We start from the raw sequence: 25,112 nt of genomic DNA, 5'->3' as shown, positions 1-25,112 counted from the left end.
CGACTATCGCCCCGGAAAAATGATTGCAAAGGTTTTAAGAAAGCAAATACCCGCCTCTCGGCGCAGACCGCAGAGCCGGGCATTTGCAGGCCGGACGCAGCAACAGCGGGCTTCAGTGAGCCACGCGGCTGGTGCCGTTGACGGTCAGGACGCGGACCCGGTCGCCGACCCGGAAGATTTCGCCTTCGGAGACTTCCTGCACGTAGGCGCGCATGGCGCCGTCGTCTTCACGGACGGTGATCTCCACCCCCTGGGTGCGGGTGAAGCCCTCTTCGGTCGCCGCGCCCAGCAGGCCGCCGGCTACCGCACCGATCACCGCCGCCACCGCACTGCCGCGGCCGCTGCCAACCGAGCTGCCGCCGATGCCGCCGACCACGGCACCCGCACCGGCACCGATCGGCGTCTTGGTACCCTCGATGCGCACTGGCCGCAGCGCGGCGATGGTCCCCATGCGCACGGTTTGCACAGCACGCGCCTCATCGCGACTATAGGTATCGCCAGTGAGCTTGGAAGCGCAGCCCCCTGCCGCGAGGGCTGCAATGGCCAGACTCAGGAACACTGCTGATTTGCGCATGACTGCTCTCCAATTTGCTTGTCGCCTACCGGCCTCTGCGGCGCTTTTCCGCTGCACCGCGATCGGCTAGGGTGGGCACGCCTTCCAAGGAGCCCTGTATGGACTACTTCATCATCTTCATTACCACTGTAACCGGTTTGTACTTCCACTGGTGGCTGTACAAGCGTATCCAGCGCTGGACCGACCGCGATCTGGCGCTGTCCCTGGCTGGTGACGATCCCGCCAAGCGCGACTACATGCTCGCCCGCCTGCAGGAGGCGAAGAGCCAGGGCATCAAGCGCAAGGCCCTCACCGCATGGCTGGAGCAGGCTGCCGCGGCATACCGCCCGGCCGCCTGACACGGGCGCATCGGCGCCCGCTGTCGTCAGGGCGCCAGACGCTCGCGCAGCCAGGCGCCCGCCTCCAGGCGATAGTTGAGGCGGTCGTGCAGCCGGCTCGGGCGCCCCTGCCAGAACTCGATGCGCTGCGGCAGCAGACGATAGCCGCCCCAGTGCTCGGGACAGTGCGGCGCGGTCTCCATGAAACGCTGCTCGGTTTCGGTCAACAGGCGCTCCAGCTCGCCACGCCCATCGATCACCCGACTCTGCGGCGAAGCCCAGGCACCCAGGCGACTGCCCAGCGGACGCACCTTGAAGTAGGCATCGGACTCTTCCGCCGTCACCTTCTCCACCACCCCCTCGATGCGCACCTGGCGCTCCAGGCTCGGCCAGAAGAAGGTCATCGCGGCACGCGGATTGCGCAGCAGTTGCTCGCCCTTGGCACTGTCGTAGTTGGTGAAGAAGGTAAAGCCGCGGGCGTCCAGAGCCTTGAGCAACAACACGCGACAATGCGGCTGCCCCTCGGCATCGACCGTGGCCAAGGTCATCGCATTGGCCTCCACCGGCGGCTGCTCGGTCTGCACCGCCTCGTCGAACCAGCGGTGGAACAACGCGAACGGCTCCAGCGGCGCCAGCTCCTCGGACAAGCCGTCCCGGGCATAATCGCGGCGCATGTCGGCAAGCGACTGGGTCATTGCAGAACTCCTTGAGCGATGATTGCCTCTAGCTTAACCCTTGCCCGGCCCCGCCGCACGCGAGCGGCGGGGCTGGCGTCGCCACTCAGCGATCGTTCTGCGCGACCAGCGCCGGCAGGCTGTCGCGCACGGTCACCAGCACCTCGACACGTCGATTGCTGGCGCGGCCGGCGACGCTGTCGTTGGTTGCCCGCGGCTTGTCAGAACCGACGCCACGCAGCATCAGGCGGTCCCCTTTCAGCCCGCTCATGCGGAAAATCGAGCCCAGCGCCTGCGCCCGCTCCAGGCTCAGCTTGCGGTTGAGCACGGCGTCACCGCGGCTGTCGGCATGGCCGACCACCAGCACGGCCATCTGGCCCTCCGCCGCGACCAGCTTGGCCAGCCGGCTCAGCGGGCCGAGGGTGACCGGCAGCAGCATGTGCGGGCGATCCGGATTGAACGACGGGTCGACCGGGGCGACCACCACCAGCACGTCGCCACGTCGCTCCACCTCGAACTTGCTGCCGGCCACCGCGGCCTTCAGACGCGCTTCATGCTCATCCAGCCAGGCGGCGGTGACCTTGGTGGCCTCGGCCTTTGCCTGCTTGGCCTGGGCGGGCTTGTCGCTCTCCTTGCCCTTGGCGCCGAACGACCACCAGCTGCTTTTCTTCTCTTCCTTCTCTACCTTCTTGGCACCCTGCTCTGCCGGTGCCTTCGCAGCCCGGGCCAGCCGGGCCGGCTCGGCCTTCTTCGATTCCGACGCCTTCAGCTTGTCGGTCTGGGCCGCCTGTTCCGCCACAGGCGACTTGCCCGGCTCCTTCTGCGAAGTGTCGGCCGAACCGGACTTGCCGGCGCAGCCGGCCAGAGCAACACACAGAAACAAAGCTGCAGGTTTGACGAGAGACATGATCAATTCCAGTTAAACGAAACGAAATACCGCAAACACGCGGCACCCTTCAAAGCGGGCAAAACTACCAGCGACCTTCGCTTCCAACCAGTCCGGATGTCACAAACCAGGCCAGCCCGATGGATAAAGCATAGGCGCCGAAGAAAAGTCGGGGAGAAATACCGGCGCAACAGGTCGGAAAAACTATCCGCCTGCGCGAGCCGCCCAGCGCTGGCGCAGCCACTCCAGATCCTCCGGGCGGGTGATCTTCAGGTTGTCGGCGCGCCCCTCGACCAGGCGCGGCGCATGCCCGGCCCACTCGAGGGCGGAGGCTTCGTCGGTGATACTGGCATGCGACACCAGCGCATCGGCCAGACTGCGGTGCAGCTGGCCGAGACGAAACATCTGCGGGGTGTAGGCCTGCCAGATCACGCTGCGGTCGATGGTTTCGCGCACCCGGCCATCCTTGCCGACCCGCTTGAGGGTATCGCGCGCCGGCACCGCCAGCAGGCCCCCGACCGGATCCTCGGCCAGCTCGCCGAGCAGCAGATTGAGATCGTCGCGCGCCAGGTTGGGCCGGGCGGCGTCGTGCACCAGCACCCAGTCGTTCTCGTGGGCACCCAGGGTCAGCAGGTGCAGCAGACCGTTGAGCACCGAGTCGGCACGCTCGCAGCCACCGGCAGCCCGCTCGATGCGCGGATCGCTGGCACAGGCCAGGCCCGGCCAGTAGGGATCGTCCTCCGCCAGGCAGAGCACCAGCCCCTTGAGGGTCGGATGGCCGAGAAAACAGTCGAGGGTGTGTTCCAGCACCGTGCGCTCGCCGAGGCGCAGGTACTGTTTAGGGCGGTCGGCGCGCATGCGCGCCCCCACGCCGGCAGCCGGGATGACTGCCCAGAATTCGGGGAGGGGGGTCAGGCTCATTGGCTCAGCAGATACAGGGTTTCGCCTTCCTTGACCATGCCGAGCTCGTGCCGGGCACGCTCCTCGACGGTCTCCATACCGCGCTTGAGCTCCACCACTTCGGCCTCGAGAATGCGATTGCGCTCGAGCAACTGCTTGTTCTCGCTGTTCTGCTCGGCAATCTGCGCCAGCAGCAGACGGTTCTGGGTGATGCTGCCATCCCCATACCACAGGCGATACTGCAGACCGCCCAGCAACAGCAGGAGCACGACAAGCAGCCAGTGGGCTTTTCGCATTCGAGTCAGGCTCCCTATGAACAACCGCCGTTGCCGGCCGGGCACCCGAGGGCGACCCGGCCGACTATCAACAGCTTAGCCGCGGAACTCGGCACGGCCCTTGTACGGAGCCTTGGCGCCCAGCTGCTCCTCGATGCGCAGCAGCTGGTTGTACTTGGACACGCGATCGGAGCGGCACAGCGAACCGGTCTTGATCTGGCCGGCAGCGGTACCCACGGCCAGGTCGGCGATGGTGCTGTCCTCGGTCTCGCCCGAACGGTGCGAGATCACCGCGGTGTAGCCGGCGGCCTTGGCCATCTGGATGGCTTCCAGGGTCTCGGTCAGCGAGCCGATCTGGTTGAACTTGATCAGGATCGAGTTGGCGATGCTCTTGTCGATGCCTTCCTTGAGGATCTTGGTGTTGGTCACGAACAGGTCGTCGCCGACCAGCTGGACCTTCTCGCCGATCTTGTCGGTCAGCACCTTCCAGCCAGCCCAGTCGGACTCGTCCATGCCGTCCTCGATGGAGATGATCGGGTAGCGCTGGGTCAGGCCGGCCAGATAGTCGGCGAAACCTTCGGCGCTGAACACCTTGCCTTCGCCAGCCAGGTCGTACTGGCCATCCTTGAAGAACTCGCTGGAGGCGCAGTCCAGGGCCAGGGTGACGTCGTCGCCCAGCTTGTAGCCGGCATTGGCCACGGCTTCGGCGATGGCGGCCAGGGCGTCCTCGTTGGAAGCCAGGTTCGGCGCGAAGCCGCCTTCATCGCCCACGGAGGTGCTCAGACCACGGGCCTTGAGCACCGCCTTCAGGTGATGGAAGATCTCGGCACCCATGCGCAGGGCATCGGCGAAGGTCTTGGCGCCGACCGGCTGGACCATGAACTCCTGGATGTCGACGTTGTTGTCGGCATGCTCGCCGCCGTTGATGATGTTCATCATCGGCACCGGCATGGAGTAGACGCCCGGGGTGCCGTTGAGGTCGGCGATGTGCGCGTACAGCGGCACGCCCTTGGCCTGGGCGGCGGCCTTGGCGGCGGCCAGGGACACGGCGAGGATCGCGTTGGCGCCCAGAATGGCCTTGTTCTCGGTACCGTCCAGCTCGATCATCGCCTGGTCCAGCACCTTCTGTTCGGCCGGGTCCTTGCCCAGCAGCAGCTCGCGGATCGGTCCGTTGACGTTGGCCACGGCCTGCAGCACGCCCTTGCCCAGATAACGGCTCTTGTCGCCATCACGCAGTTCCAGCGCTTCGCGCGAACCGGTGGAAGCACCGGACGGCGCGCAGGCGCTGCCGATGATGCCGTTGTCGAGGATCACGTCGGCTTCTACGGTCGGGTTACCGCGGGAATCCAGGACCTCACGGCCTTTGATGTCGACGATTTTTGCCATTGCTGGTAGTACTCCAGAGGGTTTGACGAACACGGTTGTCACCTCTGCGGGCAGATGCCGCAACGACGACAACCGGAAAGAAACGGATCGGGCGCCCGCTGTGGGCGCCCGCTACTTTACCGCAAGCCGCTGCCCTCAGGCAGTCTCGAGCGGCGGGAAACGCTTGACCAGCTCGTCCAGCGCCTTGAGCTGGGCGAGGAACGGCTCGAGGCGGTCCAGGCGCAGGGCGCAGGGACCGTCGCACTTGGCATTGTCCGGATCCGGATGGGCCTCGAGGAACAGGCCGGCCAGCCCCTGGCTCATGCCGGCACGCGCCAGCTCGGTGACCTGGGCACGGCGACCGCCGGCGGAGTCGGCACGCCCGCCCGGCATCTGCAGGGCATGGGTCACGTCGAAGAACACCGGGTACTCGAACTGCTTCATGATGCCGAAGCCGAGCATGTCCACCACGAGGTTGTTGTAGCCGAAGGACGAGCCGCGCTCGCAGAGGATCAGCTGGTCGTTGCCCGCCTCCTCGCACTTGCGCAGGATGTGCTTCATCTCCTGCGGGGCGAGGAACTGGGCCTTCTTGATGTTGATCACCGCGCCGGTCTTGGCCATCGCCACCACCAGATCGGTCTGCCGCGACAGGAAGGCCGGCAGCTGGATGATGTCGCAGACTTCCGCCACCGGCACCGCCTGGTAGGGCTCGTGCACGTCGGTGATCACCGGCACGCCGAAGGTCTTCTTCACTTCCTCGAAGATCCGCATGCCCTCCTCCAGGCCGGGGCCGCGGTAGGAGGTGATCGAGGAGCGGTTGGCCTTGTCGAAGCTGGCCTTGAACACGTAGGGGATGCCGAGCTTCTCGGTGACCCGCACGTATTCCTCACAAACCTTCAGGGCCAGGTCGCGCGACTCCAGTACGTTCATGCCACCGAACAGCACGAACGGCAGTTCGTTACCGATCTCGATGTTGCCGACGCGGATGATCTTCTGCGCCATGGTCAGGCCTTCTTCGCTGCGTGCTGCTTGAGCGCGGCGTTGACGAAGCCGCTGAACAGCGGGTGGCCGTCGCGGGGGGTGGAGGTGAACTCCGGGTGGAACTGGCAGGCGACGAACCACGGATGGTTCGGAGCTTCGACCACTTCCACCAGCGCGCCGTCGCCGGAGCGGCCGCTGATGCGCAGGCCGGCTTCCTGCAGTTGCGGCAGCAGGTTGTTGTTGACCTCGTAGCGGTGACGGTGACGCTCGACGATCACGTCCTTGCCGTAGCAGGCATGCACGGTGGAATCACGCTCCAGCTGACACTCCTGGGCGCCGAGACGCATGGTGCCGCCCAGGTCGGAGCCTTCGCTGCGCTGCTCGACCGCCCCGGTGGCGTCCTGCCATTCGGTGATCAGGCCGACCACCGGATGGGTGCTGGCGTGGTCGAACTCGGTGGAGTTGGCGTCCGCCCAGCCCAGCACGTTGCGCGCGAACTCGATCACCGCCACCTGCATGCCGAGGCAGATGCCGAGGTAGGGGATCTTGTTCTCGCGGGCGTACTGCACGGCGGTGATCTTGCCTTCCACGCCGCGCAGACCGAAGCCCCCCGGCACCAGGATGGCGTCGACGCCCTCGAGCAGGCCGGTGCCCTGGTTCTCGATGTCTTCCGAGTCGATGTAGCGCAGGTTGACCTTGGTGCGGCTCTGGATGCCGGCGTGGCTCATCGCCTCGATCAGCGACTTGTAGGCGTCCAGCAGCTCCATGTACTTGCCGACCATGGCGATGGTGACTTCGTGCTCGGGATGCAGCTTGGCGTCGACCACGCGGTCCCACTCGGACAGGTCGGCCGGCTCGCACTCCAGGGCGAAGCGCTCGACGACGATGTCGTCGAGGCCCTGGGCATGCAGGATGCCCGGAATCTTGTAGATGGTGTCGGCGTCCGGCAGGCTGATCACCGCACGCTCCTCGACGTTGGTGAACAGGGCGATCTTGCGCCGCGAGGACACGTCGATGGCGACTTCCGAACGGCACACCAGCACGTCCGGCTGCAGGCCGATGGAGCGCAGTTCCTTGACCGAGTGCTGGGTCGGCTTGGTCTTGGTCTCGCCGGCGGTGGCGATGTACGGCACCAGGGTCAGGTGCATCAGCATCGCGCGCTTGGCGCCGACTTCGATGCGCAGCTGGCGGATCGCCTCGAGGAACGGCTGCGATTCGATGTCGCCGACGGTACCGCCGACTTCCACCAGAGCCACGTCGGCATTGCCGGCGCCCTTGATGATGCGCCGCTTGATCTCGTCGGTGATGTGCGGAATCACCTGCACTGTGGCGCCCAGGTAGTCGCCGCGGCGCTCCTTGCGCAGCACGTTCTCGTAGACCCGGCCGGTGGTGAAGTTGTTGTCCTGGGTCATGCGCGTACGGATGAAGCGCTCGTAGTGGCCCAGGTCGAGGTCGGTTTCCGCGCCGTCATGGGTAACGAATACTTCACCATGCTGGAACGGACTCATGGTCCCCGGATCGACGTTGATGTAGGGGTCGAGTTTCAGCATGGTGACCTTCAGCCCCCGCGCCTCCAGGATAGCCGCCAAGGAAGCCGAGGCGATGCCTTTCCCCAATGAAGAAACAACACCACCCGTGACGAAGATGTAGCGCGTCATGAAAAACCCTAGAAGTTTGCGTTTAGGCGGTAAGCCGCCGGGGAATGCGAAGGGAGGCCGAAAGCCTCTTGAAGACGGGAGAATAGTTTACGGCAAAGCCCTTTTCAGCTCAAACCCGGACCGCCGGTCGGCGGCAACCAGTGCAGCTGCAGCGGCGCAGCGCCGGCCACCTGCAGCTGCGGCAGATTGGCCACGGCGACCAGCGCTTCACCCGCATACAGCAGCGGCAGACGCCCCCGCACGAAGGCCGGCAGCGCGCATTCCTGCAGCAGGCGCTTGAGGTCGCGATGGCCGCGACCTGCCAGATCGAGCACCTCGCCACCCTGGCGGTAGCGGATCTGCAGCCGCCCACCGGGAAGCGCACCCGCCAGGCGCACCCGCCCGTTGCCCGGCAGCGCCAGCGGCTGCAGCGGCTCCGGCCAATCGACCACCGTCTCCGTCGGCGCCTGCAGCCAATCGCCGCTCAGCCACCACAGCCGCCCGCCGGCACGGCGCAGCTCACCGCCGCCCAGACGCCAGCGCGGCGCGGCATCGACCGCGGCGTCGCGCAGGTCACGCCAGCCGGCCCAGTGCTCGCGCTCGGGCGGCAGGGTCAGCGGCCGCAGCCACTCGCGCAGGGCATTGCGCTGACGCGCCTCGGACAGCGCCAGCAGCGGCGCCAAGCGCAGCGACGGCAACTCCAGCCACTTCGGCAGCGCATGCGCAGCGGCCGCCTGCAGATCGAGCGCGGCCAACTCGCCGAGCAACCCATCGGCCTCGGCCATCTGCTCGGCATCGCGCGCCAGCACGGCGCTGGCCGCTGGCCAGCACTGGGTCAGCCGCGGCAGGATCTCGTGGCGCAGGAAGTTGCGCGCCAGCGTCATATCGTCGTTGCTCGGATCCTCGATCCACTGCAGGCCCTGCGCCCGCGCCCAGCGCTCCAGCTCGGCGCGTGACATGCCGAGCAGCGGGCGCAGCAGCCAGCCCGCCGCCAGCGGCCGACTTGCCGGCATCGCCGCCAGTCCGCGCGCCCCGGCGCCGCGCAGCAGGCGCAGCAGCAGGGTTTCCGCCTGGTCATCCTGGTGCTGGGCGGCGAGCAACACCTCGCCCTCCCCCAGCAACTCAGCAAACACCGCATAGCGCGCCTCGCGCGCCGCCCGCTCGACACTGGCGCCAGCGGCCACCTGCACATGGCGCACCAAGAGCGGGACATTCAGTACGGCGCACTGGGCACGACAGTGCTCGACCCAGGCGTCGGCGGCGGCCTGCAGGCCGTGATGGACATGGATGACGGAGATCGGCGGCAGCGCCTGCCGTTGGCGCAGGCGCGCCAGCAGGTGCAGGAGGACGGTGGAGTCGAGACCGCCGGAGAAGGCGACTTTCCAGGCCGGCGCCTGGCGCCAGGGTTCGAGAGCGTGCAGCAGGCGGGATTCGAGAGACATCAGGACAGCTTGCTCGTGCAGGAGGCCCGACCTCGGGCGACTTTCCGTTGGCGGGCCTGTGGCCCGCATCGCCGCGAGGGCGCGCCTCCTGCAGGCAATTGCAGCGGATCAGGCCACGCCGTAGCTCATCAGGCGCTGGTAGCGGCGATCCAGCAGTTCCTTCATGTCGAACTTGCCGAGCATCTCCAGCTGCTGGTTCAGCGACTGGCGCAGGGTCTCGGCCATCGCGGCCGGATTGCTGTGCGCGCCGCCCAGCGGCTCGGGGATGATCTGGTCGACGATGCCCAGGTTCTTCAGGCGCTCGGCGGTCACGCCCATGGCCTCGGCGGCTTCCGGCGCCTTTTCGGCGGTACGCCAGAGGATCGAGGCGCAGCCTTCCGGCGAGATCACCGCGTAGGTGGAGTACTGCAGCATGTTCAGCTGGTCGCAGACGCCGATGGCCAGCGCACCACCGGAACCACCCTCACCGATCACGGTGGCGATGATCGGGGTCTTCAGCCGCGCCATCACGCGCAGGTTCCAGGCGATGGCCTCGCTCTGGCCACGTTCTTCGGCGTCGATGCCCGGGTAGGCGCCGGGGGTGTCGATGAAGGTCAGGATCGGCAGCTTGAAGCGCTCGGCCATTTCCATCAGGCGGCAGGCCTTGCGGTAGCCTTCCGGACGCGGCATGCCGAAGTTGCGGCGCACCTTCTCGCGCACGTCGCGGCCCTTCTGATGACCGATGATCATCACTGGCTTGTCGTCCAGACGGGCGACGCCGCCGACGATGGCGGCATCGTCGGAGAAGTGGCGATCGCCATGCAGCTCGTCGAACTCGCCGAAGATGTGCTGGATGTAGTCCAGGGTGTAGGGACGACGCGGATGCCGAGCCAGGCGCGCGATCTGCCAGCTGGTCAGATTGCTGAAGATGCTCTGGGTCAGCGACTGGCTCTTGTCCTGGAGACGGGCAATCTCGTCGCTGATGTTCAACTCGTTGTCGTTGCCCACCATGCGCAGGCCTTCGATCTTGGCTTGCAGGTCGGCGATCGGCTGTTCGAAATCCAGATAATTCGGGTTCATGCAGGCATCCGTGGAGAGCTGGTTGCGGGTCGGCTCATGGAACAAACGCCCGACTTTACGGGATCGGGCGTCGCGGGTCGAGCCACACGAGGTTCCAGGCAAAGCCCTGGAGCACTCGCTTAACGATATTGCAGGAAGACGTTGTCGCGGCCGAACTGGTCACGCAAAGTCTGAATCAGCGCATCGGTCGGGTCGATTCGCCATTGGTCGCCGAACTGCAGCAGGGCGCGCGCCTGGCTGCCGCTGTAGTCGAGGGTGAGTGGGCAGGCGCCGCGGTGCTGGCCGCACAGCTCGGCCAGCCAGCGTAAGCGCTCGCCCCTGAGCTGCTCGCCGTCGAGGCGCATGCGCAGGCTCTCGGCCAGACCGGTGCGCGCCTCCTCCAGGCTCATCACTCGCTTGGCGCGCAGGCGCAGACCGCCGGAGAAGTCGTCCATGCTCACCTCGCCTTCCACCACCACCAGCGCGTCGGTCTGCAGCAGCGATTGCGCCGCGGCGAACGCCTCGGCGAACAGCGAGGCCTCGATGCGTCCGGAACGATCGTCGAGGGTGACGAAGCCCATCTTGTCGCCGCGCTTGTTCTTCATCACCCGCAGGTTGACGATCAGCCCGGCCACGGTCTGGGTGTCGCGTGCCGGACGCAGGTCATTGATGCGCTGGCGGGCGAAGCGACGCACCTCGCCTTCGTACTCGTCGATGGGGTGGCCGGTGAGGTACAGACCGAGGGTTTCCTTCTCGCCGCGCAGACGCTCCTTGAGGGTCAGCTCGCGCACCTTGCGGTAGTTGGCGTAGACGTCCGCCTCGGGTTCGGCGAACACGCCGCCGAACAGATCCATGTGGCCGCTGTCGGCGCTGCGCGCGGTCTGCTCGGCCGCCTGCACCGCCTCCTCCATGGCCGCCATCAGCACCGCGCGATTGAGGTCCAGACTGGCCTGGTAGGCCTTGGGCTCGTCGTGATAATGCGGACCGAGGCGATCCAACGCGCCACAGCGGATCAGCGCCTCCAGGGTGCGCTTGTTGATGCGCTTGAGGTCGGCGCGCGCGCAGAAGTCGAAGAGGTCCTTGAACGGACCTGCAGCGCGCGCCTCGACGATGGCCTCCACCGGCCCCTCGCCGACGCCCTTGACCGCGCCCAGGCCGTAGACGATGCGCCCGTCGTCGTTGACGGTGAACTTGAACTCGGAGGTGTTGACGTCGGGGGCGTCGATGCGCAGCTTCATGCTGCGGCACTCCTCGATGAGGATCACCACCTTGTCGGTGTTGTGCATGTCCGCCGACAGCACCGCGGCCATGAACGGCGACGGATAGTGGGCCTTCAGCCAGGCGGTCTGGTAGGAGACCAGGCCGTAGGCGGCCGAGTGCGACTTGTTGAAGCCGTAGCCGGCGAACTTTTCCACCAGGTCGAAGATGTTGCCCGCCAGATCGGCGTCGATGCCGTTGCTGGCACAGCCCTCGATGAAGCCGCCGCGCTGCTTGGCCATTTCCTCGGGCTTCTTCTTGCCCATGGCCCGGCGCAGCATGTCGGCGCCGCCGAGGGTGTAGCCGGCCATCACCTGGGCGATCTGCATCACCTGTTCCTGGTACAGGATGATGCCGTAGGTCGGCGCCAATACCGGCTTGAGGCCCTCGTACTGGTAGTCGGAGTGCGGGTAGGAAATTTCCGCACGGCCGTGCTTGCGGTTGATAAAGTCGTCGACCATGCCCGACTGCAGCGGGCCAGGACGGAACAGCGCCACCAGGGCGATGAGGTCTTCCAGGCAGTCCGGCTTGAGCTTCTTGATCAGCTCCTTCATGCCGCGCGATTCGAGCTGGAACACCGCGGTGGTCTCGGCCTTCTGCAGCAGCGTGTAGGTCGGCTTGTCGTCCAGCGGAATAAAGTCGATGTTCAGCGGTTCCAGGCCCTTCTTCGCCTGTTCGCGGTTGATCGTCTCCAGTGCCCACTTGATGATGGTCAGGGTGCGCAGGCCGAGGAAGTCGAACTTGACCAGGCCGGCCGCCTCGACGTCGTCCTTGTCGAACTGGGTCACCAGGCCGCCGCCCTCGTCGTCGCAGGCGATCGGCGCAAAGTCGGTGAGCTTGGTCGGCGCGATCACCACGCCGCCGGCGTGCTTGCCGGTGCCGCGGGTGATGCCCTCGAGCTTGAGGGCCATGTCCCAGATTTCCTTGGCATCCTCGTCGACGGACAGGAAGTCGCGCAGCGGCTCCTCCATCTCGTAGGCTTTTTCCAGGGTCATGCCGACTTCGAAGGGGATCATCTTCGACAGGCGGTCGGCCAGCCCGTAGGACTTGCCCTGCACCCGCGCCACGTCGCGCACCACCGCCTTGGCCGCCATGGTGCCGAAGGTGATGATCTGGCTCACCGCGTTGCGCCCGTAGGCCTCGGCCACGTAGTCGATCACCCGGTCGCGACCGTCCATGCAGAAGTCGACGTCGAAGTCGGGCATGGACACCCGCTCGGGGTTGAGGAAGCGTTCGAACAGTAGGTCGTAGGCCAGCGGATCGAGGTCGGTGATCTTCAGCACGTAGGCCACCAGCGAACCGGCACCCGAGCCCCGGCCGGGGCCGACCGGCACGCCGTTGTTCTTCGCCCACTTGATGAAGTCCATCACGATCAGGAAGTAGCCGGGAAAGCCCATCTGGATGATGGTGCCCAGCTCGAACTCCAGACGGTCGATGTACACCTGCTTCTTCGCCGCATAGTCCGGCGTGTCCTTGGGCAGCAGGACTTCCAGGCGCTCCTCGAGGCCCTCGAACGACACCTGGCGCAGGTAGTCGTCGATGGTCATGCCCTCGGGCACCGGGAAGTTGGGCAGGAAGTGGGTGCCCAGGCGCACCTCGATATTGCAGCGCCGGGCGATCTCCACGCTGTTTTCCAGCGCCTCGGGCAGGTCGCTGAACAACTCGGCCATCTCTGCCGGGGTCTTCAGGTACTGCTGGTCCGAGTAGGTGCGCGGTCGGCGCGGATCGTCGAGGGTGCGCCCCTCGCCGATGCACACGCGGGTCTCGTGGGCCTCGAAGTCGTCCTGCTTGAGGAAGCGCACGTCGTTGGTGGCCACCAGCGGCGCGCCACAGCGCGTGGCCAGCTCGACGGCGGCGTGCAGGTACTCCTCGTCGTTGACCCGACTGGTGCGCTGCACCTCGAGATAGAAGCGCCCGGGAAATACGCCCTGCCATTCGTGCAGCAGCGCCTCGGCCTCGTCGGGATGACCGTTGAGCAAGGCCAGGCCGACCTCGCCTTCCTTGGCGCCGGACAGCGCGATCAGGCCCTCGGCGGCCGCCTTCACCCAGTCGCGCTGGATGATCACCAGGCCGTTGTGCTGGCCCTCGGTCCAGCCGCGCGAGATCAGCTCGGTGAGGTTGCGGTAGCCACCGCCATCCATCGCCAGCAGGGTCAGCCGCGACAGCGGGCCATCGTCCTCGCGACTGGCCAGCCAGATGTCCGCGCCGCAGATCGGCTTGACCCCGCCGCCCATGGCCGCTTTGTAGAACTTGACCAGCGAGCACATGTTGCTCATGTCGGTGACGGCCACCGCCGGCATCCCCGCCCCCGCCACCGCCTTGATCAGCGGCTTGACCCGCACCAGGCCATCGACCAGGGAGTATTCGGTGTGCACGCGCAGGTGGACGAAGGAGGCAGTCATGGCAATTCCGTGGGGCAGATACGACAAGGCCCGGAATTGTACCGGGCCTTGGCGCCGAGGACAGGTGGGATTCAGCGTTTTCCGTCGCCATCCCAGATCCCCGGCGCGATCTTGCTGCGGATCTCCGGGTAGCGACTGGCGTCGAAGGTCGGCAACCGGCCGGCCTGGCGCTGCTCGTTGTAATCGCGCGCCAGCTTCAGCGCCAGGCCGGAGAGCAGCAGGATAGCCACCAGGTTGGTGATGGCCATCAGCCCCATGGACACGTCGGCGAGGTTCCACACGAACGGCAGCGAGGCCAGCGAGCCGAACATCACCATGGCCAGCACCAGCAGGCGGAAGATCAGCAGGCCGGCCGGGTGGTTGTGCTCGAGGAACACCAGGCAGTTTTCCGCGTAGAAGTAGTTGGCGACGATGGAGGTGAAGGCGAAGAACAGGATCACCACGGCGAGGAAGTAGCGCGTCCAGTCGCCCATCTCCGCGGCCAGCGCGTTCTGCACCAGCATCGAGCCCTGGGCCTCGCCGACCGGCACGCCGGAAAGCAGGATGATCGCCGCCGAGGCGGTGCAGATCAGCAGGGTGTCGATGAACACCCCGGCCATCTGCACGTAGCCCTGGGACGCCGGGTGCGGTGGATGCGGCGTGGCCGAGGCCGCGGCGTTGGGCGCCGAGCCCATGCCCGCCTCGTTGGAGAACAGGCCGCGCTTGAAGCCGTTGAGGATGGCCGCGCCCAGCCCGCCGGCCGCCGCCTCCTCGAGGCCGAAGGCGCTCCTGACGATGGTCGCCAGCACGCCAGGCAGCTCGCCGAGGTTCATCGCGATGATCACCAGCGCCATCAACAGGTAGGCCACCGCCATGAAGGGCACCGCCAGCTCGGAGAAGCGTGCGATGGAGCGCAGGCCGCCGAAGATGATCAGCCCGGTGAGCAGCACCACCGCCACGCCGGTGATCCAGGTGTCGATACCGAAGGCGCCCTGCATGGCGCCGCTGATGGTGTTGGCCTGCACCGAGTTGAACACGAAGCCGAAGGCGATGATCAGGAAGATCGAGAACAGCACGCCCATCCAGCGCGCGCCCAGCCCCCGTTCCATGTAGTAGGCCGGCCCGCCGCGGAACTGGCCGTTGTCGTCGCGGATCTTGAACAACTGGGCCAGGGTCGCCTCGACGAAGCCGGTGGCCATGCCGACCAAGGCGATCACCCACATCCAGAAGATCGCCCCCGGGCCGCCGAGGGTGATGGCCACCGCCACGCCGGCGATGTTGCCGGTGCCGACCCGGGCGGCCAGCGAGGTGCAGAGAGCCTGGAACGAGGAGATCCCCGCGGCGTCGCTGTGACGACTGCCACGCAGCACGCTGAACACATGGCCGAAATGGCGAATCTGGATCAGCCCCAGGCGCAGGGTGAAGTACACGCCGGCCCCCGCCAGCAGCCAGATCAGGATCCTCCCCCAGATCAAGCCGTTGAGCAGGTCGACGACCTGATTGGCAATCTCTTGCATACGCACCCCCACCGCGGCTGGCGGCCAGCCAGCATTGGGCCTGGCCATGGAAGCGGCATCGCCAACGGCAACCACGCTGCCGACGACAACCATCGCCAGTCAGTGTAGCCAGTCGCGCGAAGAGGCTCTGCTCAGTCTTCGAGCAGCGCGCGCACCGGCGCGAAGGAGCGGCGATGGATCGGCGTGGGGCCGAGGCGGCGCAGGGCCTCGAGGTGCGCGGGGGTCGGATAGCCCTTGTGCCCGGCCAGGCCATAGCCGGGGTAGACCAGCTCCAGCGCGGCCATCTCGCGGTCGCGGCTGACCTTGGCGAGGATCGAGGCGGCGGCGATCGCCGGCACCTTGGCGTCGCCCTGGATCACTGGCGCGCTGGGCACCGCCAGCTTCGGGCAGCGATTGCCGTCGATCAGCGCCAGGCGCGGCTGGATGTGCAGCCCCTCGACGGCGCGCTGCATGGCCAGGAAGGTGGCCTGGAGGATGTTCAGGCGGTCGATTTCCTCCACCTCGGCACGGCCGATGCACCAGGCCAGCGCCTTGTCGCGGATCTCGTCGAACAACCTCTCGCGACGCGCCTCGGTCAGCTTCTTCGAGTCGTTGAGCCCCTGGATCGGCCGCAGCGGATCGAGGATCACCGCCGCGGTGACCACCGGTCCGCACAGCGGGCCGCGACCGACCTCGTCAACCCCGACGACCAGCTCCTCGACCAGGGCGAAATCCAGACCGAGCTGCATCAGGCGCGCTCCACCAGCTGCAGCACCGCTTCGGCGGCACGCTCGGAGGCGCCACGGCGCAGGGCGCGGTGGATGGCATCGAAGCCTGCGGTCTGCACCTGACCGTCGTCGAGCAGCGGCGACAGGGTCGCGGCCAGCGCCTCGGGGGTCGCCGCATCCTGGATCAGTTCGGGCACCAGCAGGCGCCCGGCGAGCAGGTTGGGCAGGGAAATGTACGGGCTCTTCACCAGACGCTTGAGGATGCGGTAGGTCAGCGGCGCCACGCGGTAGGCCACCACCATCGGCCGCTTGAACAGCAGCGCCTCGAGGGTCGCGGTACCGGAGGCGATCAGCACCGCATCGCAGGCGGCCAGCGCCTCATGGGAGCGACCGTCGAGCAGGGTCACCGGCAAGTCGCGGCCGACCAGCATGGCCTCGACCTGCGCGCGGCGCTCGGCGCTGGCGCAGGGCAGCACGAAGCGCAGCCCCGGACGCAGGGCGCACAGACGCTCGGCCGCGTCGAGGAACAGGCTGCCCAGGCGCTCGACCTCGCCGCCGCGACTGCCGGGCAACAGTGCCACCACACCACCCGCCTCCGCCAGGCCGAGCGCGTTGCGCGCGGCAGCGCGGTCGGCATGCAGCTCGATGGTATCGGCCAGCGGATGGCCGACGAAGCACACCGGCACCTGCTGCGCCTCGTAGAACTGCGCCTCGAAGGGGAACAGGGTCAGCATCAGGTCGCAGGCCTGGCGGATCTTCAGCACGCGCTTCTGCCGCCAGGCCCACACCGAGGGACTGACATAGTGCACGGTACGGATGCCGGCCTGGCGCAGCTTGAGTTCGACGCCGAGGGTGAAGTCGGGGGCGTCGATGCCGATGAACACGTCCGGGCGCTCGTCGACCAGGGTGCGGATCAACCGGCGCCGGCGGCCGAGCAGCTCGGGCAGGCGACCGAGCACCTCGACCAGGCCCATCACCGCCAGGCGTTCCATCGGGAAGTACGAGTCGAGTCCCTCCGCCTGCATGCGCGGGCCGCCAACGCCGATGAACTGCGCATCCGGATGACGGGTCTTGATGGCCTGCATCAGCCCGGCGCCGAGGATGTCGCCGGACGCTTCGCCGGCGACCAGGGCGATCTTCAATGGGCGCGCCATCGGATCAGCGGGTGATGCCGCGGGTCGAGCCGCGCACCGAGTCGCAGAACAGCGCCACTTCCGGGTATTGCGCGGCGTCGGCAGCCAGCTCGGCCAGCGCTTCCTCCACGGTCATGCCCTTGCGATAGATCACCTTGTAGGCGCGACGCAGGGCGTGCATCACCTCGTCGCTGAAGCCGCGACGGCGCATGCCCTCGAAGTTCATGCTGCGCGCCTCGGCCGGACTGCCGAACACGGTGACGAAGGCCGGCACATCCTTGCCGATCGCCGTGCCCATGCCGGAGAAGCTGTGCGCGCCGATGTGGCAGAACTGGTGGACCAGGGTGAAGCCGGAGAGGATCGCCCAGTCGCCGACGTGCACATGCCCGGCCAGCGCGGTGTTGTTGACCAGGATGCAGTGGTCGCCGATCACGCTGTCGTGACCGATGTGCACGTAGGCCATCAGCAGGTTGTGGTTGCCGATGGTGGTCTCGTTACGATCCTGCACGGTACCGCGATGGATGGTGACCCCCTCGCGGATCACGTTGTGATCGCCGATCACCAGCCGGGTCGGCTCGCCCTTGTACTTCAGATCGGGGGTGTCTTCGCCTACCGAGGAAAACTGGTAGATGCGGTTGTGCCGGCCGATCACCGTGGGGCCTTTCACGATCACGTGCGGGCCGATCACGGTACCCTCGCCAATCTCCACGTTCGGCCCGATGATCGACCAGGGGCCGACTTCGACAGTGTCGGCCAGCCTGGCACTCGGATCGATGATGGCGCGAGGGTCGATCAAACTCATTTTTTCTGTTCCGCGCAGATGATTTCGCCCGAGCATACCGCCCTGCCGTCGACACTGGCCTGGCACTCGAACTTCCACAGGCCGCGCTTGGCGCTGAGGACGCGAGCCTCGAGAGTCAGCTGATCGCCCGGGGTCACCGGCGAGCGGAAGCGCAGGTTGTCGGAACCGACGAACAGGTACAGGGTATCGGCGGCCGCCTTGGCCCCCATCAGGCTGAAACCGAGCAGACCGGCCGCCTGGGCCATGGCCTCGATGATCAGCACGCCCGGCATGATCGGGTGGCCGGGAAAGTGGCCGTTGAAGAACGGCTCGTTGATGGTGACGTTCTTGTAGGCGCGGACGCGCTTTTCCTCGAGATCCATCTCCACCACCCGATCCACCAGCAGGAACGGGTAGCGGTGCGGCAGGAGTTCGCGAATCTCGTTGATATCCATCATGTTCTGGGGGGCCTTGATCAAAATAGGGAACGCGGGGAAGCACGCATCAGTCATCTGATGCCGCATCACCGCTGGAGGTCACCGCAGCCAGGCGTTTTTCCAGCTGCTGCAGGCGCTTGGCCATGTCGTCCAGATGACGCAGGCGCGCAGCGCTCTTCTTCCACTCGGCGGCCGGCTGCATCGCGGTGCCCGAGGAATAGGCACCCGGCTCGGTGATCGAGCGGGTGACCATGGTCATCCCGGTGACGAACACGTTGTCGCACACCTCGATGTGACCCACCATGCCGACGCCACCGGCGATCATGCAGTGCTTGCCGATCCTGGTGCTGCCGGAAATGCCACAGCAGCCGGCCATGGCGGTGTGATCGCCGATCTGCACGTTGTGCGCGATCATGATCTGGTTGTCGAGCTTGACGCCGTTGCCGATCACGGTGTCGGCCAGGGCACCGCGATCGATGGTGGTGTTGGCACCAATCTCGACGTCGTCGCCGATGCTGACCCCGCCGATCTGGGCGATCTTGACCCACACCCCCTTGTCGTTGGCGAAGCCGAAGCCCTCGCCGCCGAGTACCGCACCGGACTGGATGACCACCCGCTGACCGATACGCACATCGTGATAGAGGGTCACCCGCGGCGCCAGCCAGCCGTCGTCGCCGATCACGCTGCGCGCACCGACCACGCAGTAGGCGCCGAGACTCACCCGCGCGCCGATCCGCGCGCCGGACTCGACCACCACCCCAGGGCCGAGCGAAGCGCTCGGATCGATGCAGGCATCCTCGGCGACCACTGCACTCGGGTGGATGCCGGGCGCGGCCAGCGGCTTGCGGTCGAACAGATGCGAAAGCTGGGCAAACGCCAGATACGGATTGGCCAGCACCAGGGCATTGCCGGCATAGCCCTGCGCGTCCGCCGGAGTCAGCAGCACCGCGCCGGCCCGGCAATCGGGCAGGTGCTTGCGGTACTGCGCGTTGGCCAGAAAGGTCAGCTGCTGGGGACCGGCGTCCTGCAGCGCGGCCAGCCCACTGATCGGCAGGTCGGCCGGACCACGCAGTTCTGCGCCGGCACGCTGGGCCAGTTCGCCCAAGGTAAATACGCGAGCACTCATGGGATCAGCGCAGCTGGTTCATGCGCTCGATCACCTGCTTGGTGATATCGAACTGCGGCTTGACCTCGACCACGGCACCACGCTCGAGCACCAGATCGTAGTTGCCCTTCTTGATCACTTCCTCGACCGCCTTGTCCAGCTTCGGCTTGAGCTGCTTGAGCATGTCGCGGTCGGCGATGGCCTTGGCCTCGTTGAGCTCCTTGGACTGGAACTGGAAGTCGCGGGCCTTCTGCTTGAACTCCAGCTCGAGACGCTCGCGCTCGCTGGTGGCCAGCTTCTCGCCGTCCTTCATCAGGCGATCCTGGATGCGCTTGGCATCGCTTTCCAGGGTCTTCAGGCGGGTGAGCTGCGGACCGAACTTCTTCTCCGCATCCACCGCGTACTTCTTGGCTGCGTCGGACTCGAGCAGGGCCATTTGATAGTTGAGTACCGCCACCTTCATTTCGGCGAAGGCGGGCATGCTCGCCAGGGCGGCAACAAACAGGACAACTTGGGTCAACTTGCGCACGATGAACTCCTGCTACGAATCGCTTGGTTAATCAGCCCGACGGGCTTAGAAAGTTTGTCCCAGGGAGAACTGGAAGACCTGGGTATCGGAGTTCTCGGGTTCCTTGACCGGCATGCCGAGACTGAAGCTCAGCGGACCGAGAGCGGTCAGCCAGGTCAGGCCGACGCCCACCGAGCTGGCCATGTCACTCAGACTCAGGTCGCAACCCACCTCGCCGCGCGCTTCCTGAGCCGCGCTGCAGTTGGTGTCGAAGGCGTTGCCCACGTCCCAGAACAGCACGGTGCGCAGCGAACGCTGATCCTTGACGAACGGCATGGGGAACAGCAGCTCGACGCCACCCTGCACCAGGATGTTGCCGCCGAAAGGTTGCGGATCCTGATCCGGATCGGCCGCGTTGGGCGTGCTGCGCGGGCCGAGGCTGTTGTCTTCGAAACCGCGTACCGAACCGAAGCCGCCGGCGTAGTAGTGCTCGTAGAACGGCAGGCTGCTGGTCGAACCGTAGCTGTCGGCATAGCCCAGGCGGGTATGCAAGCGCAGCGCATAGTCCTTCACCCACAGCGGCGCGAAGATCTGCCCGCTGTAGTCGACGCGATAGAAGGACAGGTCGCTGCCCGGCAGGGTGATCTCGCCGACCAGGCTCTGCGAGTGACCGCGGTTGGCGAACACGCCGCGGTTGAGGGTCGACTCGGACCAGCCCATCGAAGCCTTGAAGTTGGTGTAGCTGTCGCCTTCCTCGGCGATGAATTCGTTGATCTCGTTGACCGTGAAGCTGCCGGGGCTGATCTCGTCCTGCTGGGCCGACAGACCGTAGGTCAGGCGCGAGGTCTCGCTGATCGGATAGCCGAGGTTGATGCCGGCGCCCAGGCTGTCCACCGAGTAGCTCGACACGTCGACATCGAGATCGTCGTAGTCGGTGGTGCGGTAGAACATGTTGTAGCCAAGGCTGACGCCGTCCTCGGTCCAGTACGGATCGGTGAAGGCGAAGTTGTAGCGGGTCTGGTACTCGCTGCGGGTCAGGCCGATGTTGACCTTGTTGCCGGTGCCGAGGAAGTTGTTCTGGCTGATCGAACCGCCGAGGATCAGGCCGGCGCTCTGGGCGAAACCGACGCTGGCGGTGATCGAGCCGGAAGGCTGCTCCTCGACGCTGTAGTTGACGTCGATCTGGTCGTCGGTACCCGGCACCTGCGGGGTCTCGACGTTGACCTCCTTGAAGTAGCCGAGGCGCTCCAGGCGGGTCTTCGACTGGTCGATCAGGTAGGTCGACGCCCAGCCACCCTCCATCTGGCGCATCTCGCGGCGCAGCACCTCGTCCTCGGTCTTGGTGTTGCCGCGGAAGTTGATGCGGTTGACGTAGGCACGCTTGCCCGGATCGACGGCGAAGGTCAGCGAAACGGTGTTGTCTTCGTCATGCGGCTCGGGAATGCCGTTGACGTTGGCGAAGGTGTAGCCCTCGTTGCCCAGGCGACGGGTGATCAGCTCGGAGGTGCTGGTCATCACCTTGCGCGAGAACACCTGGCCTTCCTGGACCAGCAGCAGCTTGCGCACTTCCTCTTCGGGCACGCGCAGGTCGCCAGCCAGCTTCACCTCACGGATGGTGTACTTCTCGCCCTCGTCGATGTTGACGGTGACGTAGACGTGCTTCTTGTCCGGGGTGATGGACACCTGGGTCGAGGCGATGTCCATGTTGATGTAGCCGCGGTCCAGATAGTAGGAGCGCAGGCGCTCGAGGTCACCGGACAGCTTCTCCCGCGAGTACTTGTCGTCGTTGCGGAAGAACGACAGCCAGTTGGTGGTGCGCAGCTCGAACAGGCCGGTCAGTTCCTCGCTGGAGAACACCTTGTTGCCGACGATGTTGATGTGCTGGATCGCGGCGACCGAGCCTTCGTTGATCTCGATCTTCAGTGCCACGCGGTTGCGCGGCTGGGTCTCGACCTTGGTCTCGATGGTCGCGGTGTAGCGGCCCTGGGCCACGTACTGACGCTGCAGTTCGTTGCGCACCCCTTCCAGGGTGGCCTGCTGGAAGATCTCGCCTTCGGCCAGGCCGGACTGCTTCAGCCCCTTGAGCAGGTCTTCGGTGGCGATGGCCTTGTTGCCCTCGATCTCGATCGCTGAAATCGACGGGCGCTCGACCAGATCGACCACCAGCACATCGCCGTCGCGGCCGAGGCGGATGTCCTGGAAAAAGCCGGTCTTGAACAGGGAGCGAGTGGCGTCCACCAGACGGCGGTCGTCGACCGCGTCGCCGACGTTGAGCGGCAGCGCACCGAATACGCTGCCGGCAGATACCCGTTGCAGGCCGTTGACTCGAATATCGGTGATGGTGAAGGACTCGGCGTGAACTTCGGCGGTGATCAGCGCGGCAATTACCGCCGGTAGCAGCAAGCGTTTCATGAAGTCCTTTCTATCTTTTTCAGACTGACTAAAAAGGAACTGCCGCCACTGGCGGCAGTTCCGCAATACGTAGCAAATTACAAACGGCTGATGTCATTGAACAGCGCGAGGAGCATCAGGCCGACCACCAGGCTGATGCCGATCTGCACACCGATTGCCTGCACCCGCTCGGAAAGGGGCCGACCACGCACCCACTCGACCAGGTAGAACAGCAGATGCCCGCCATCGAGGACCGGGATCGGCAACAGGTTGAGCACCCCCAGGCTAATGCTCAGATAGGCGAGGAAATTCAGGAAATCCCCCCCCCCAGACTCGGCCGAAGCGCCGGCCACTTTAGCAATCGTTATCGGGCCGCTCAAGTTTTTTACCGACAGCTCGCCGAACAGCATCTTGCCGATCGAATCGAGGGTCATCAGGCTCATCGACCAGGTGCGCTTGATACTCTCGCCCACCGCACCCAGCGGGCCGTAACTGACCTCACGGAGCATCTCGGCCGGCCACTCGCCACCGGCGACGCCCGCACCGAGATAGCCCGTGCGCGCCTCACCCTCGCCACGCGCCGCCAGGGTGAGGCTCAACTCGAAGGGGCGCCCCTCGCGTTCGACCCGGAAGCCGACCCGCTGCCCTGGGCGCTCGCGCACCGCGTCGACCACCTGCTGCCAGTCGTCCAGCGGCCGCCCCTCGAGACTCAGCAGACGGTCGCCCAACTGCAACCCGGCGGCCTGCGCCGGCCCCTCGGGATCCAGATGGGCGAGTACCGGCTCGATCTGCGGGCGCCACGGGCGAATGCCCAGCGAACCCAGCGGATCGGGATCCTCGGCGCCCTTGAGCCAGCCACTCAGCACCAGGCTGCGCTCGCTTTCCACCGTCGAGCCCGGCTCCAGCAGGCGCAGACGCAGGCTGCCGGTCTCGCCAAGACGACGGATCAGCTGCAGGTTGACCTCGCTCCAGCCGCTGACGGCCCTGCCATCCACCGCCAGCACTTCCGCCCCGGCGACCACGCCGGCCTGCTCGGCCAGGCTGCCCGGCGCGATGCTGCCGACGATCGGCCGCACCTGCTGGCTGCCGAGCATGGCGAGAATCCAGAAGAACAACAGCGCCAGCAGAAAGTTGGCGACCGGGCCGGCGGCGACGATGGCGAAGCGCTGCTTGACGCTCTTGCGGTTGAACGCCTGCTCCAGCAGGGCCGGCGGCACGTCGCCTTCGCGCTCGTCGAGCATCTTCACGTAGCCGCCCAGCGGCACCGCAGCGATGACGAACTCGGTGCCATGGCGGTCGTGCCAGCGCAGCAGCGGCGCACCAAAGCCCACCGAGAAGCGCAGGACCTTGACCCCGCAGCGCCGCGCCACCCAGAAGTGGCCGAACTCGTGAAAGGTGACCAGCACGCCCAGTGCAACCAGGGTGCCGACAATCATGTACAGCGCGCTCATCGGGAAACCTCCGGGCTCAATGCCCGTAGCGGACCAGCCAGTCCTGGGCAACGATGCGCGCCTGCGCATCGGCGTGCAGCACATCGTCCAGCTGTTGGACCGCGATAGCGGAAATGCGGTTCAGCACCGCCTCGATCATGCGGGCAATCTCGTCGAAGCGGATGCGCCCGTCAAGGAAGGCCGCCACCGCCACTTCGTTGGCGGCATTGAGCAGGGCCGGCGCCGTGCCGCCTGCCTCGGCCGCCTGACGGGCCAGCTTCAGGCAGGGGAAGCGCCGCTCGTCGGGCGCCTCGAAATCCAGCCGGGCGATGGCGAACAGGTCCAGCGGCGCCACCCCCGAATCGATGCGCCGCGGCCAGGCCAGGGCATGGGCGATTGGCGTGCGCATGTCGGGATTGCCGAGCTGGGCCAGCACCGAGCCGTCGACGTAGTCGACCAGCGAATGGATCACGCTCTGCGGATGGATCACCACCTCGACCTGGGCCGGCCGCGCATCGAACAGCCAGCAGGCCTCGATCAGCTCCAGCCCCTTGTTCATCATGCTCGCCGAGTCGACCGAGATCTTGCGCCCCATCGCCCAGTTGGGGTGGGCGCAGGCCTGTTGCGGCGTCGCTTCGGCCAGGCGCTCCAGCGGCCAGCTGCGAAACGGCCCGCCGGAGGCGGTGAGCAGGATGCGCCGCACGCCGACCTGGCCCAGACCGCGGGCATAGTCGCCCGGCATGCACTGGAAGATCGCGTTGTGCTCGCTGTCGATCGGCAGCAGCACGGCGCCATGGGCCTGCACCGCCTGCATGAACAGCGCGCCGGACATCACCAGCGCTTCCTTGTTGGCCAGCAGCACGCGCTTGCCGGCCTGCACCGCGGCGAGGGTCGGCTTGAGGCCGGCGGCACCGACGATGGCGGCCATCACCGCATCCACCTGCGGATGCGCGGCCACCTCGCACAGCCCCTGCTCGCCGACCAGCACCCGGGTATCCAGACCGCTCGCCTCCAGCGCCGCCTGCAGCGGCCGCGCCGCCTCGGACGTCGGCACCACCGCGAACTGCGGACGATGCAGCAGGCACAGGCGTTCGAGCTCCGCCAGCCGGCTGAAGCCGCTCAGGGCGAACACCTGGTAGTCATGGGGATGACGGGCAATCACATCGAGGGTGGACAGGCCGATCGAGCCGGTCGCCCCCAGTACGCTTATCTGCTGTTTCACAAACTACCCCAGCCGTGCAGCCAGAGCAGCACGGCGAACATCGGCACCGCCGCCGTCAGGCTGTCGATGCGATCGAGCACACCGCCATGCCCCGGCAGCAGGTTGCTGCTGTCCTTGATGCCGGCCTGGCGCTTGAACATGCTCTCGGTCAGGT

At 66.5% G+C, this 25,112-nt stretch carries 23 protein-coding genes; 1 reads left to right on the top strand and 22 read right to left on the bottom strand.

All coding sequences use genetic code 11. The annotated features are described in order from the left end of the window. Positions 1-112 precede the first annotated feature (112 nt). A complete protein-coding gene (locus BM297_RS10275; RefSeq protein ID WP_092430932.1) occupies positions 113-574 on the bottom strand; it encodes an outer membrane lipoprotein in 462 nt (153 codons plus the stop codon). A gap of 98 nt (positions 575-672) precedes the next feature. On the opposite strand from BM297_RS10275, the gene BM297_RS10270 reads away from it, so the two are divergent. Beyond that, complete coding sequence (locus BM297_RS10270) at positions 673-912, top strand: hypothetical protein (RefSeq protein WP_092430927.1); 240 nt, start codon at positions 673-675, stop codon at positions 910-912. Positions 913-938: 26 nt separating this feature from the next. Here BM297_RS10270 and pdxH read toward each other — a convergent pair whose 3' ends face one another. From pdxH to BM297_RS10165, 21 genes are all read right to left on the bottom strand, one after another. Then, positions 939-1,586: a pyridoxamine 5'-phosphate oxidase gene (gene pdxH, locus BM297_RS10265; RefSeq protein WP_092430923.1), complete on the bottom strand. Its 648-nt coding sequence runs from the start codon at positions 1,584-1,586 to the stop codon at positions 939-941. An 85-nt stretch (positions 1,587-1,671) separates the two neighbouring features. Then, positions 1,672-2,472, bottom strand: coding sequence for an OmpA family protein (locus BM297_RS10260; RefSeq protein WP_092430919.1), 801 nt, complete (start codon positions 2,470-2,472; stop codon positions 1,672-1,674). Between the two features lie 183 nt (positions 2,473-2,655). Beyond that, complete coding sequence (gene ispD, locus BM297_RS10255; RefSeq protein ID WP_092430915.1) at positions 2,656-3,372, bottom strand: 2-C-methyl-D-erythritol 4-phosphate cytidylyltransferase; 717 nt, start codon at positions 3,370-3,372, stop codon at positions 2,656-2,658. Continuing rightward, entirely contained in the window at positions 3,369-3,647 is a 279-nt protein-coding gene (locus BM297_RS10250) for a septum formation initiator family protein (protein WP_092430911.1), read from the bottom strand. Before BM297_RS10250 ends, ispD begins: the two co-directional genes overlap by 4 nt. A 75-nt stretch (positions 3,648-3,722) precedes the next feature. Then, on the bottom strand, positions 3,723-5,012 hold the full coding sequence (gene eno / locus BM297_RS10245) for a phosphopyruvate hydratase (RefSeq protein WP_092430908.1): 1,290 nt from the start codon (positions 5,010-5,012) through the stop codon (positions 3,723-3,725). A gap of 135 nt (positions 5,013-5,147) precedes the next feature. Then, positions 5,148-5,993: a 3-deoxy-8-phosphooctulonate synthase gene (gene kdsA, locus BM297_RS10240; RefSeq protein WP_092430904.1), complete on the bottom strand. Its 846-nt coding sequence runs from the start codon at positions 5,991-5,993 to the stop codon at positions 5,148-5,150. A 2-nt stretch (positions 5,994-5,995) separates the two neighbouring features. Next, positions 5,996-7,630, bottom strand: coding sequence for a CTP synthase (locus BM297_RS10235; RefSeq protein WP_092430900.1), 1,635 nt, complete (start codon positions 7,628-7,630; stop codon positions 5,996-5,998). 104 nt (positions 7,631-7,734) lie between these two features. Beyond that, positions 7,735-9,051: a tRNA lysidine(34) synthetase TilS gene (gene tilS, locus BM297_RS10230; RefSeq protein ID WP_092430897.1), complete on the bottom strand. Its 1,317-nt coding sequence runs from the start codon at positions 9,049-9,051 to the stop codon at positions 7,735-7,737. 108 nt (positions 9,052-9,159) lie between these two features. Next, complete coding sequence (gene accA / locus BM297_RS10225) at positions 9,160-10,110, bottom strand: acetyl-CoA carboxylase carboxyl transferase subunit alpha (RefSeq protein ID WP_092430892.1); 951 nt, start codon at positions 10,108-10,110, stop codon at positions 9,160-9,162. Between the two features lie 119 nt (positions 10,111-10,229). Next, the gene (gene dnaE / locus BM297_RS10220; protein ID WP_092430890.1) at positions 10,230-13,748 is read right to left on the bottom strand and encodes a DNA polymerase III subunit alpha; all 3,519 of its coding nucleotides are present in this window, start codon (positions 13,746-13,748) and stop codon (positions 10,230-10,232) included. Positions 13,749-13,819: 71 nt separating this feature from the next. Further along, positions 13,820-15,244: an alanine/glycine:cation symporter family protein gene (locus BM297_RS10215; protein WP_092430888.1), complete on the bottom strand. Its 1,425-nt coding sequence runs from the start codon at positions 15,242-15,244 to the stop codon at positions 13,820-13,822. Between the two features lie 131 nt (positions 15,245-15,375). After that, entirely contained in the window at positions 15,376-15,972 is a 597-nt protein-coding gene (gene rnhB, locus BM297_RS10210) for a ribonuclease HII (RefSeq protein WP_092430887.1), read from the bottom strand. Next, the gene (gene lpxB, locus BM297_RS10205) at positions 15,972-17,105 is read right to left on the bottom strand and encodes a lipid-A-disaccharide synthase (RefSeq protein ID WP_092430886.1); all 1,134 of its coding nucleotides are present in this window, start codon (positions 17,103-17,105) and stop codon (positions 15,972-15,974) included. The genes rnhB and lpxB overlap by 1 nt, the downstream gene beginning before the upstream one ends. Before the next feature lie 4 nt (positions 17,106-17,109). After that, complete coding sequence (lpxA, locus tag BM297_RS10200; protein WP_092430884.1) at positions 17,110-17,886, bottom strand: acyl-ACP--UDP-N-acetylglucosamine O-acyltransferase; 777 nt, start codon at positions 17,884-17,886, stop codon at positions 17,110-17,112. Next, positions 17,883-18,323 (bottom strand): 3-hydroxyacyl-ACP dehydratase FabZ, encoded by a 441-nt coding sequence (gene fabZ, locus BM297_RS10195; protein WP_090307400.1) that lies wholly within the window; start codon positions 18,321-18,323, stop codon positions 17,883-17,885. The genes lpxA and fabZ overlap by 4 nt, the downstream gene beginning before the upstream one ends. Before the next feature lie 46 nt (positions 18,324-18,369). Beyond that, complete coding sequence (gene lpxD, locus BM297_RS10190; RefSeq protein ID WP_092430882.1) at positions 18,370-19,428, bottom strand: UDP-3-O-(3-hydroxymyristoyl)glucosamine N-acyltransferase; 1,059 nt, start codon at positions 19,426-19,428, stop codon at positions 18,370-18,372. A gap of 4 nt (positions 19,429-19,432) precedes the next feature. After that, positions 19,433-19,936 (bottom strand): OmpH/Skp family outer membrane protein, encoded by a 504-nt coding sequence (locus tag BM297_RS10185; RefSeq protein WP_090307394.1) that lies wholly within the window; start codon positions 19,934-19,936, stop codon positions 19,433-19,435. Between the two features lie 45 nt (positions 19,937-19,981). Beyond that, positions 19,982-22,327, bottom strand: coding sequence for an outer membrane protein assembly factor BamA (bamA, locus tag BM297_RS10180; protein ID WP_092430880.1), 2,346 nt, complete (start codon positions 22,325-22,327; stop codon positions 19,982-19,984). 77 nt (positions 22,328-22,404) lie between these two features. Beyond that, a complete protein-coding gene (gene rseP, locus BM297_RS10175) occupies positions 22,405-23,757 on the bottom strand; it encodes a sigma E protease regulator RseP (protein WP_092430879.1) in 1,353 nt (450 codons plus the stop codon). Between the two features lie 16 nt (positions 23,758-23,773). Then, positions 23,774-24,958 (bottom strand): 1-deoxy-D-xylulose-5-phosphate reductoisomerase, encoded by a 1,185-nt coding sequence (ispC, locus tag BM297_RS10170; protein ID WP_092430877.1) that lies wholly within the window; start codon positions 24,956-24,958, stop codon positions 23,774-23,776. Then, positions 24,955-25,112: phosphatidate cytidylyltransferase (locus BM297_RS10165; RefSeq protein WP_175526634.1), on the bottom strand; the 158-nt coding region annotated here is incomplete at its 5' end. The genes ispC and BM297_RS10165, both read right to left, overlap by 4 nt.

The organism is Geopseudomonas sagittaria, from assembly GCF_900115715.1.
Classification (GTDB): Bacteria; Pseudomonadota; Gammaproteobacteria; order Pseudomonadales; family Pseudomonadaceae; genus Geopseudomonas; species Geopseudomonas sagittaria.
This window is presented reverse-complemented; position numbering and strand designations above follow the sequence as displayed.